Here is a 1,068-nt window from a genome sequence, read left to right as displayed (position 1 = left end):
CACGTGCCGAGTTCAGATCAACTTCGCCGCTGCAGCAGGTTGATCCATCGATCGAAGGCCGCAGCGGATTGTCGCTCGACCATACCGAATGGCTGGGCGACCAGCATATCCAGACGGATTATGAGCTGCTAATGCAGGACTTGCAGCGAAACGATCCGGATCTCGCCGCCAGGACGCGGCTTATCGATCCCCTGATAGCCCATTATCATCTGCGCCTGGGCGATGAGAGGACCGCGCTGAGCGCTTTCCAGCGCATCGTTAATGATCAGAATGGAAGAGATACAGCCGACTTCCTGTTCCTTCCAGTGAGCGATGCCAGTGCTTCGGATCCTGATCACCGGGGCACCCATTGGTCGCTGCTACTCGTTGACCGTCGCAACCGCGAGGGGCCGGCTGCCTATCACTATGACTCCTTCCGGGGCCAGAACAACGAGTTTGCAGCAATGCTCGCACAAAGGTTGGGTACCCGTCTGGAGCCCGTCCGCATGACCCAACAGCGCAACGACTATGATTGCGGAGTCTTCGTGGTTGACGGCACGCGGGCGCTCGTTAGACGACTGGCGCGAAGAGGCCGGCCAGCCGTGCTGCACCTCGACAACCTCGTCGCCGATCGGGAGCAACTCCAACGACGTCTGAGCACCGCGCCCAACGGTGATCGAGCGGGGGCTGCGGCGGCTGGACCGGAGTCCTCCACACAGATCGCCGATCCCGCAGAGTTTTGGCATGGAGTGACTCAATCAGGCCAGCTTCCCGATAGCTGGAATACAGCGCCCTTCCGGCAGGATTTGCCGTCAGCCGCCTATTCACCGGTGCAAAGCGTCAATCCGCCAGACGCACCATGGGAGCAAAGCTTGGGGGCATCGATCTTCGGCACCCCACAGTACACGCTGCCTGTGGACGACTTGGGAGAAGCTGTCCCTCCGAGCTGGCAACACCGCAATCAACCGGCACCGGCTGGCCTTCGGCTTGCAATGTCCTGGCTTGAGTTGCTGCCGAGCGCGGACAACCCCCAGACCAGCATCACTATCCATGGTGTGCCCTACACGGCCACTCTGGGGCCATCAGGCA

The 1,068-nt window shown here is 61.0% G+C and carries 1 protein-coding gene; it reads left to right on the top strand.

The window, feature by feature from the left end; all coding sequences use genetic code 11:
- Window positions 1-1,068, top strand: a 1,068-nt coding sequence (locus tag EFR00_RS32775; protein WP_245421421.1) for a Ulp1 family isopeptidase, incomplete at both ends; no start/stop codon positions are given.

The organism is Rhizobium sophoriradicis, from assembly GCF_003939025.1.
Classification (GTDB): domain Bacteria; phylum Pseudomonadota; class Alphaproteobacteria; order Rhizobiales; family Rhizobiaceae; genus Rhizobium; species Rhizobium sophoriradicis.
Note: the sequence above shows the minus strand (reverse complement) of the source record. Positions and strands in the feature narration are given on the sequence as shown.